Source organism: Actinomycetota bacterium, assembly GCA_035697485.1.
In the GTDB taxonomy this organism is placed as follows: domain Bacteria; phylum Actinomycetota; class UBA4738; order UBA4738; family HRBIN12; genus JAOUEA01.
Genome location: DASSCU010000019.1, coordinates 1 through 7060, shown reverse-complemented (window position 1 = coordinate 7060; position 7060 = coordinate 1). Strand labels below are relative to the sequence as shown.

9 protein-coding genes and 1 tRNA gene are annotated in these 7060 nt (G+C 68.1%); 4 read left to right on the top strand and 6 right to left on the bottom strand.

Translation table 11 applies throughout. The annotated features are described in order from the left end of the window. Nucleotides 1–825, bottom strand: an 825-nt coding sequence (locus tag VFI59_05620) for a tyrosine-type recombinase/integrase (GenBank protein ID HET6713172.1), incomplete at its 3' end; no start/stop codon positions are given. Between the two features lie 90 nt (nucleotides 826–915). Between VFI59_05620 and VFI59_05615 the strand changes: the two genes are divergently transcribed. Both VFI59_05615 and VFI59_05610 read left to right on the top strand, forming a co-directional pair. Next, nucleotides 916–989: transfer RNA gene (locus tag VFI59_05615), tRNA-Pro, on the top strand. A gap of 1 nt (nucleotide 990) precedes the next feature. Beyond that, a complete protein-coding gene (locus VFI59_05610) occupies nucleotides 991–1815 on the top strand; it encodes a lysyl oxidase family protein (GenBank protein HET6713171.1) in 825 nt (274 codons plus the stop codon). A gap of 7 nt (nucleotides 1816–1822) precedes the next feature. On the opposite strand, the gene VFI59_05605 is transcribed toward VFI59_05610, so the two are convergent. Genes VFI59_05605 through VFI59_05595 form a run of 3 tightly spaced genes read right to left on the bottom strand, consistent with a single transcriptional unit; the run spans nucleotide 1823 to nucleotide 3978 of the window. After that, entirely contained in the window at nucleotides 1823–2953 is a 1131-nt protein-coding gene (locus tag VFI59_05605) for a P1 family peptidase (protein ID HET6713170.1), read from the bottom strand. 12 nt (nucleotides 2954–2965) lie between these two features. Further along, entirely contained in the window at nucleotides 2966–3277 is a 312-nt protein-coding gene (locus VFI59_05600) for an AzlD domain-containing protein (protein HET6713169.1), read from the bottom strand. Further along, nucleotides 3274–3978 (bottom strand): AzlC family ABC transporter permease, encoded by a 705-nt coding sequence (locus tag VFI59_05595; GenBank protein ID HET6713168.1) that lies wholly within the window; start codon nucleotides 3976–3978, stop codon nucleotides 3274–3276. The genes VFI59_05600 and VFI59_05595 overlap by 4 nt, the downstream gene beginning before the upstream one ends. A 20-nt stretch (nucleotides 3979–3998) precedes the next feature. Between VFI59_05595 and VFI59_05590 the strand changes: the two genes are divergently transcribed. Then, nucleotides 3999–4472 carry a hypothetical protein gene (locus VFI59_05590; GenBank protein ID HET6713167.1) on the top strand — a complete coding sequence of 158 codons (474 nt, stop codon included), beginning with the start codon at nucleotides 3999–4001 and terminating at the stop codon, nucleotides 4470–4472. Nucleotides 4473–4567: 95 nt separating this feature from the next. After that, nucleotides 4568–4693 (top strand): hypothetical protein, encoded by a 126-nt coding sequence (locus tag VFI59_05585; protein ID HET6713166.1) that lies wholly within the window; start codon nucleotides 4568–4570, stop codon nucleotides 4691–4693. 603 nt (nucleotides 4694–5296) lie between these two features. Here VFI59_05585 and VFI59_05580 read toward each other — a convergent pair. Beyond that, on the bottom strand, nucleotides 5297–6106 hold the full coding sequence (locus VFI59_05580; GenBank protein ID HET6713165.1) for a methyltransferase domain-containing protein: 810 nt from the start codon (nucleotides 6104–6106) through the stop codon (nucleotides 5297–5299). A gap of 384 nt (nucleotides 6107–6490) precedes the next feature. Continuing rightward, the coding region (locus VFI59_05575) for a TetR/AcrR family transcriptional regulator (protein ID HET6713164.1) at nucleotides 6491–7060 on the bottom strand (570 nt) is incomplete at its 5' end.

Here is a 7060-nt window from a genome sequence, read left to right as displayed (position 1 = left end):
CATCAGGTCCGACTCGTTCCCGCCGTCGGCGAGCCACCGATGCGCGAAGGCGTGGCGGAACATGTGCGGGTGGATGTGCAGGTCGAGGCCGGCCTCACGAGCACGGCGCTTCAGGATGTCTCGGGGGGCGGTCTTGCCGAGTGGCCCGCGAAGGCCAAGCCAGAGATCGGGGGCGTCGGAGTAGGAGTGGGCTCGCCGTGCGCGGATGTAGGAGTCGAGGGCCCGGACGGTCTTGGCGCCGATCGGTAGCGCCCGCGGTCGGCGTCCCTTGCCGATCACGTAGAGCAGGCCCTGGTCGAGGTCGACGTCGGATTCCTCGGAGTTCTCCGACCATCGAAGACCTAGGATCTCGGCACGGCGGCCTCCCGTGTCGATGAAGCATCGGAGCAATGCCATGTCGCGGCGGTCATCGAACGTCTTCCCGCTGCACGCCTTCAGCAGGGCGCGGAGCTGATCCTCGGTGAGCACAGGCGGGGGAGACTCGGGCACCTTCGGTGGGTGCATCCGCTCCATCGGGTTCGAGGTGAGCTCGCCCTCTTCGACCAGGAACCCGAAGAACCTCTTGAGGGCGCGGTACCGGTTCGAGGCGGTCGCGGGCGCTCGGGTCTCGAGCAGGTGCTCCATGAACGCCTCGACGTGCTCCCGCGTGATCGAGGTCACGTCGGTCGGCATGCCCCGCTCGATCAGGAACTCGGTGAAGCGTTCGACTGCGCTGCCGTAGACCGCGATCGTCGAGGGGGACAGGTTCTCTGCCCTGCAGGCTCGCATCCAGCTCTGGGTGAGGACGCCGATGTCACCTAGACTGGTCGCCGTGCTGGTGTCCACGTGCCTTCGCCTCCGTTCCAGTTATGTGGGGAGAGAGCGGTGTGCCACCGCACATGCTAGCACGATATACCGACTGACCTGCAGAAACAGCGGGGCGTAGCGCAGCCTGGTAGCGCACTTGCTTTGGGAGCAAGAGGTCGCGGGTTCGAATCCCGCCGCCCCGACATGTCGATCGTGCCTTCCTCCCGGGGCGCCGTCTCGGCGATGCTCGTGTCAGCCTCGCTCGCGTTGGCCGGACTCGTGGTGATGGTCGCGGCGGCGCCGACCCCGGCCGCAGCGGGGGGTGGGGATCCCGCGCTCCTTCCCGACGTGGTCGTGCGACCACTCTCCGAGATCCGCATCCAGAAGGCGACAGGGGTGAAGCTGCTGCGGTTCGCGTCGATCATCGGCAACCAGGGCGCCGGCGTCGTCGAGCTGAAGCCCGATGCGGTCGGCAGATCGGCGGAGAACGATTGCGACGGTGACGGCGACCCGCTGAACGACCGGAAGGCGTTCCAGCGCATCTTCGGCGACACCGACGGCGACGGCGTGTTCACGCGCGGGACCGACACCGTGCTGTCGAAGCGGTTCGCGGGGTGTTCGGTCTTCCACCTCGCCCACGACCACTGGCACTTCGAGGAGTTCGCGCGCTACCGGCTCGTGAAGCCGAAGACCGAAGATGTCGTGGCCAGCTCGGAGAAGGTGTCGTTCTGCGTCCGCGACAGCATCAGGTTCGACGGGGGCCTGCCTGGTTCGCCGGGGTTCGTCCACTACGGCAACTGCACACAGAACTCGATCACCGGCCTGTCGATCGGCTGGGCCGACTACTACGGTTCGACCCTGCCCGGCCAGGAGCTCGACATCCGCGGCCTTGCCGACGGCCGCTACTGTCTGCGCAACGAGGCAGATCCCACCGACCGGCTCGACGAGTCCGACGAAGGGAACAACGGCCGCTCGACCCTCGTGCGCATCAGGGGTCGCGAGGTGACCGACCTGCAGCAGGTCTGCTGAGCGTTCCTCAGCGGGCCCCCGGTCCTCGGCCGTAGCGCGACATGATGTCGACCAGCACGCCGTGGTCGAGGCGGTGGGCCGTGATGCCGTCGCGCCCCTGCATCGTCTCGGCGGCGACGAGCGCGTTGAGGATCGCTTCCTCGGTCGCCTCGATCGCCGCCCAGAAGAGCTCGCTGATCGAGCCGTTGGGGATCATCGAGACCTCGATCGGCGCGGTCTCGCCGTCGGTCTTGTAACTCTGCAACGCCCCCCGGTTCGCTGTCGAGAACGCGAGGAAGATATCGCCGCTGGAATGCTCGCCGGCGCCGCCCGCCCGCGCGATGCCCAGCCCGGCCCGCTGGGCGAGCCGCTGCAACTGGTGTGGAAGCATCGGCGCGTCGGTGGCGAGGATCACGATGATCGACCCCGCGCCGGGCTCGATCGGGCGCCGCAGGTCCTCCTCCCGTTCCCACGGCGAGGGCACCGCGGAGAGCGAGATCTCACGGCCGACGGGCACCCCGTCGACCGTGAGCCGTTCCCGGCGGCCGTAGTTCGCCTGCACGAGGGCTCCGACGGTCCGGTCGCCGACCCTGCGCGAGGCGGTGCCCGTGCCGCCCTTGAACTCGTGGCAGACCATGCCCGTGCCGCCACCAACGCCCCCCTCGGGCACCTGCCCGGAGGCCGCCGAGTCGAGGGCGGCGAACAGATGCTCTGGACGCACGTGCATGCCGTTGATGTCGTTGAGGGCCCCGTCGTAGGTCTCGCCGACGACGGGAAGGCTCCAATACGCGGTGAGGTCCGCGCGGCCACGCAGCTCGGCCGCCACCAGGGCGTCGCGCACGACCCCCACGCTGTGGGTGTTCGTGAGCGCGATCGGTGTCGTGAGCTGACCCGACTCTCGGATCCACTCCAAGCCGGTGAGCTCGCCGTTGCCGTTGAGTCGGTGGCAGCCGGCGAACACGGGTTCGGCGCCGATGCCTGGGTGCGGCACGATCACGGTGACCCCGGTGCGCACCGGACCCTCACCCACGAGCAGCGCGCCCTCGCCTTCGATCAGCGTGGTCATCCCGACCGTGACGCCGTCGACGTCGGTGATCGCGTTGAGCGGGCCCGGCGGCAGCAGGCCGACCGTGAGGCCGAGGTCTCGGTAGCGGGTCATCGGTGGCGGAGCCTACCCGGTCGCGGCTCGCACGGTCGCGGTCACGAGCGCCGCGACGATGACCACGACCAACACCGGCGCCTTCAGCTTGATCGCCACCGCCCCCGCGAGCACGCCGGGCACCCGCGCGTCGACGACCAGCTCCTGGTCTCCGCCGAAGGTGTTGACCGCCACGAGGGCGGCCAACAGGGCCGGGGCCAGCAGGGCGACGACATCGGTGACCCGCCTGGGGAGCTGCTTCCCACCCAGCAGCATCGGCCCGAGCGCCTTGATCACGACCGTGACGGCGCCGACGGCGATCACGACCGTCCAAGTGGCGCTCACGGCGACGCCTCCTCGGGCTCGTCGGCGGCAGTTGCACGGCCGAGGCCCAGCAAGCACGCGGCGCTGGCGGCGATGATCGGCACCCCCGCTGGCGTGAACGGGGTGAGCGCGAGTGCGATCGCCGCGCCGAGCACGGCCGCCTCGATCGACCGCCGATCGCGCAGCTGCGGCACGAGCAGGGCGAGGAACAGCGCGGGGAACGCGGCGTCGAGGCCCCACCGTGACGGATCGCCGATCACGTCGCCGAACGCGACGCCGAGCACTGTGCCGATCACCCACGCCGTGTACAGGGTCACGCCGGCGCCGAGCAGCACCCGTGGGTTGAAGCGACCGTCGCCCTCGGCGGCGATGGCCCACGACTCGTCGACCGTCAGCTGGGCGTGCAGGAAGCGCGACCACCAGCTGCCGGTGAGGTAGGGAGCCACGCTGACGCCGATCGGGCCGTATCGCGCGTTCAGCAGCACTGCAGCGGTGATCGCCGAGACGACCGTCCCCCCGACATCGAGGATCGAAGCCGCGGCGAACTGCGCCGATCCGGCGAACGTCGTCATCGACATCACGATCGGCGCGAGGCTCCCCATGCCGGCGGTCTTCGCCAGCACTCCGAACGAGATGCCGAACCCCACCACCGCGATCGCCAGTGGGGCGACCGCGCGCACGCCGTCGCGGTGGGAACGCTCCTCGCGGGCCGGTTCGCTCATCGTCCGGCCATGCTAGAGGGGTGCACATCACCTCGACGTTCGAACCCTTGCCCCCCGATGCCGTGCGGCGGGCCCTGCGCGGACTGCCGGACGCAGACGGCTACGCCGTGCAGGTCAAGCCCCTGCGCTACCGAGAACGTCCGCACCTATCTGCCTGGACGGACTTCGACGAGCGCACGATCACGCTGCAGGTGCCGGAGCCGTTCTTCCCGTTCGGGGAGGTCGTGCCGTACGCGGCCAAGCGCCGGCCCGGCCCACGGCTGCGCTTCATATGGCTCACCGAGGGGGTCACGTTCCGCACGCCGCGCGAGGTGGTGCGATTCTTGTATTGCCACGAGTGGATGCACGTCTGGGGTACCACTAGGAAGGGCGGGCGCCGGGTAGGGGAGACCGCGTGCGATCGGTTCGCTCTGCAGAACTACCGGCGGCGGATCGTGACCGTAGCGGACGCCGAAGCATCGCTGAACGGGGATCGGCCGCCGCCACGGAGGTGATTTCTTACACTGCCGGTGTGGGCCGTCCACCGAGCGAGCCGGTGAAGTGCGAGAACCCGCCGTGCCAGCGCGTCGCGCGTGCCCGGAGGTTATGCATGGCCTGCTACGAGTACCAGCGCCGCACGGGCCGCCTGCGCCCTGAATCGGTGATCGTCGCCACCGGCCAGCCCCAGCTCGTTCGAGAACTCGAGGCCAGGGCGTGGGGCCAGCGAGGGCAGTAGCGATCGGCGGAGGGGGCCATGAACCAACCCGAGAGCATCGCCATGATCGGAGGCTACTCGGTGGTGTGGACGCCCACGTAGGCTGAACGGATGAAGGACCCGAGGGTGCCTGGCAGAGTCGTGCTAGCCATCGGACTGATCCTGTTGGGACTTCGCTGGGTGATCCCGGCTGTATCCGACATCGAACTGGGTTCGGCAGCCAGACTGTTCCTGTCGGCCGGTGGAGCGGTCGCCATCTTCATCGGCGGGGCGATGTTGTACTGGCCATCTCGCCCCCGCTGACGACTTTCGCGTTCGGCTGAGTCCAGCACCCGTCGCAGAGCATCAGCCAGCTGTAGCCTTGCCCGCTCACCCTCCTCGCCCTCAAGGTCCATCAGCAGCTCGGCCAGCCACTCGCCGTCGGCTCGGGCGAAGAAGCCTGCCGATCAGCACTGCGCGATCGGAGTCGCTGCGGGTGATCGCATCGAGCAGTTCACGCGCTGCGGGTTCGCCCAGGCATCGACCACACGGCGTCCGGTGTCGTCCACGGCGTGACATCTTCTCGATAGGACATGCGGCGCTGATGCGGACCAGCGACGACCACGCATCGGACGAGTTCTGGTCCTAGGCGTGGCTGCGTTCTCGCGGGACGCGCTTGCGTGCGACCGTCTGAAGGTAGGTCAGCTTGAAGACTAGGCTGCCGTCGTCAGAAGTGTTCCACGCGGCTGCAAGCCGAGGCAGCTCGTCACAGAAATCCTGCCACTGCTCAAGCGACAGCTTTCCCTTGAAGTCCAGCACATAGGCGTCCTTTTCCAAGAGTTCGTTGCAGAAGTGATCCACCGAGTCGAACCGGGGATGTATCGCATGGCGACGTATGTCCATGTCGTGTGCCCGTGGCTGCAACGCGGCTCGGACATGATCTTCTTGACCCCAAGGGGGTAGGTAGGGCTCTCCAGCCGTTCCAGAAGCGATATCCGAAGAAAGCTCTTCCAGCCCGCCCCAGAAGTCCTCGTTTGTCCAGTCGATGATGCCGACGATGCCTCCAGGTCGCACCACCCGGAACATCTCTGCCACAGCGGCATCGCCCCAGGTGCTATTGAGCACGTCGCCAAGCGAATCGAGAGCGAAGTCGAAACTCTCATCCGCGAAGGGCAGGCGCTCCCCACGCCCTTCCACCCAGGAGACGGATTGAGCTCGCGCCAGAGCGCGGCTGCGTCCCAGTTCGATCTGCGAGCGCGACAGATCAAGGGCTGTTACGTACGCGCCACGCTCGGCGGCGGCGAGCGCTGTGTTCCCGTCGCCTGAGGCCACGTCGAGCACACGGCTACCAGCTGAGACCCGGGCCTCCTCTACAAGCGTCCCGGAGATCGGCACGAACATGCGTGACCAGAAGGAATAGTCGCCGGCCGCGAATCGATCGATCTTGAGCTCCACCGTGGTCAGCTTAGGCATCCGCTGCTAGCCCATCGTCCCAATGTTCACATCCGCATTTCCTTGTGTCAGACCCCGTGGCTAGGGTTTGTCCGCGTGTACGGCAAGGTGATGGGCGGCACGCGATCGGACAGCAAGCCCCGGCGCACCGGTGGCGCTACTTCGCCGGGACCAAGCCGGCCGCCCCCACGCCAGCGGTGCATCGCCTGCCGTACGGGGGACGCTTAGCTGCCCAGCACCGCCTCGGCGATCGCGGCAACCCTCTGCACGATGAACACGCCGGTGGCCTCCTAGCGGACGGTGCTGGTGTTCGTCTGCCCGCGTGCGACCGATTCGCTGCGCAACTACCGGCGTAGGCAGGTCTCGGTCGACGACGCCGCGGATGCGCTACGCCGGCGCTGAGTCGCCGCGCCGATCACCGATCGCACTTTCGAGTAGCACCGTGAAATGCTCGACGCGCATGCGCTGGCGCTCGGGCTGGCCCGCGAGCCGGTGGAACAAGCCAGGGTCGAGTTCCTCGGTGACGAGGGCGTCCTGCAGCGAGTTCGAGAGCCAGTCGACCATCGACACGATGATCTCCAGGTCGACGTCGGCCCGCACCTCGCCCCGTTCCTGCCCCCACTCGACGAACTCGAGGGTGCCGTACGGGTCCTCGCTCACGAGCCAGCGGTTGATCTCGCGCTTCAGCGTGAGGTCGGTGCCGTAGTTGCCGATCAGCACCACGCGGTTCGGGATCCAGTCCTCCTTGATCAGGTGCTCGGTGCGCTCGAGCCAGAAGCGCACCGTGGCGAAGAATCCTTGGGCCCGCACGTCCTCGGGAGCGTCGAGCCAGGCGGGGAGCGTCAGCACCGCACGTTTGTACGCCTGCAGGAACAGGCCGGACTTCGACCCGAAGTGCTGGAAGATCGAACCCTTGGCGATGCCGAGCTCGATGGCGATGTCCTCGACCTTGGCGCC

Excerpts from the sequence above, each read along its gene's own strand:
- VFI59_05610 (HET6713171.1), top strand. The coding sequence starts at position 991 with ATGTCGATCGTGCCTTCCTCCCGGGGCGCCGTCTCGGCGATGCTCGTG.
- VFI59_05605 (HET6713170.1), bottom strand. The coding sequence starts at position 2,953 with ATGACCCGCTACCGAGACCTCGGCCTCACGGTCGGCCTGCTGCCGCCG.
- VFI59_05595 (HET6713168.1), bottom strand. The coding sequence starts at position 3,978 with ATGAGCGAACCGGCCCGCGAGGAGCGTTCCCACCGCGACGGCGTGCGC.
- VFI59_05585 (HET6713166.1), top strand. The coding sequence starts at position 4,568 with ATGGCCTGCTACGAGTACCAGCGCCGCACGGGCCGCCTGCGCCCTGAA.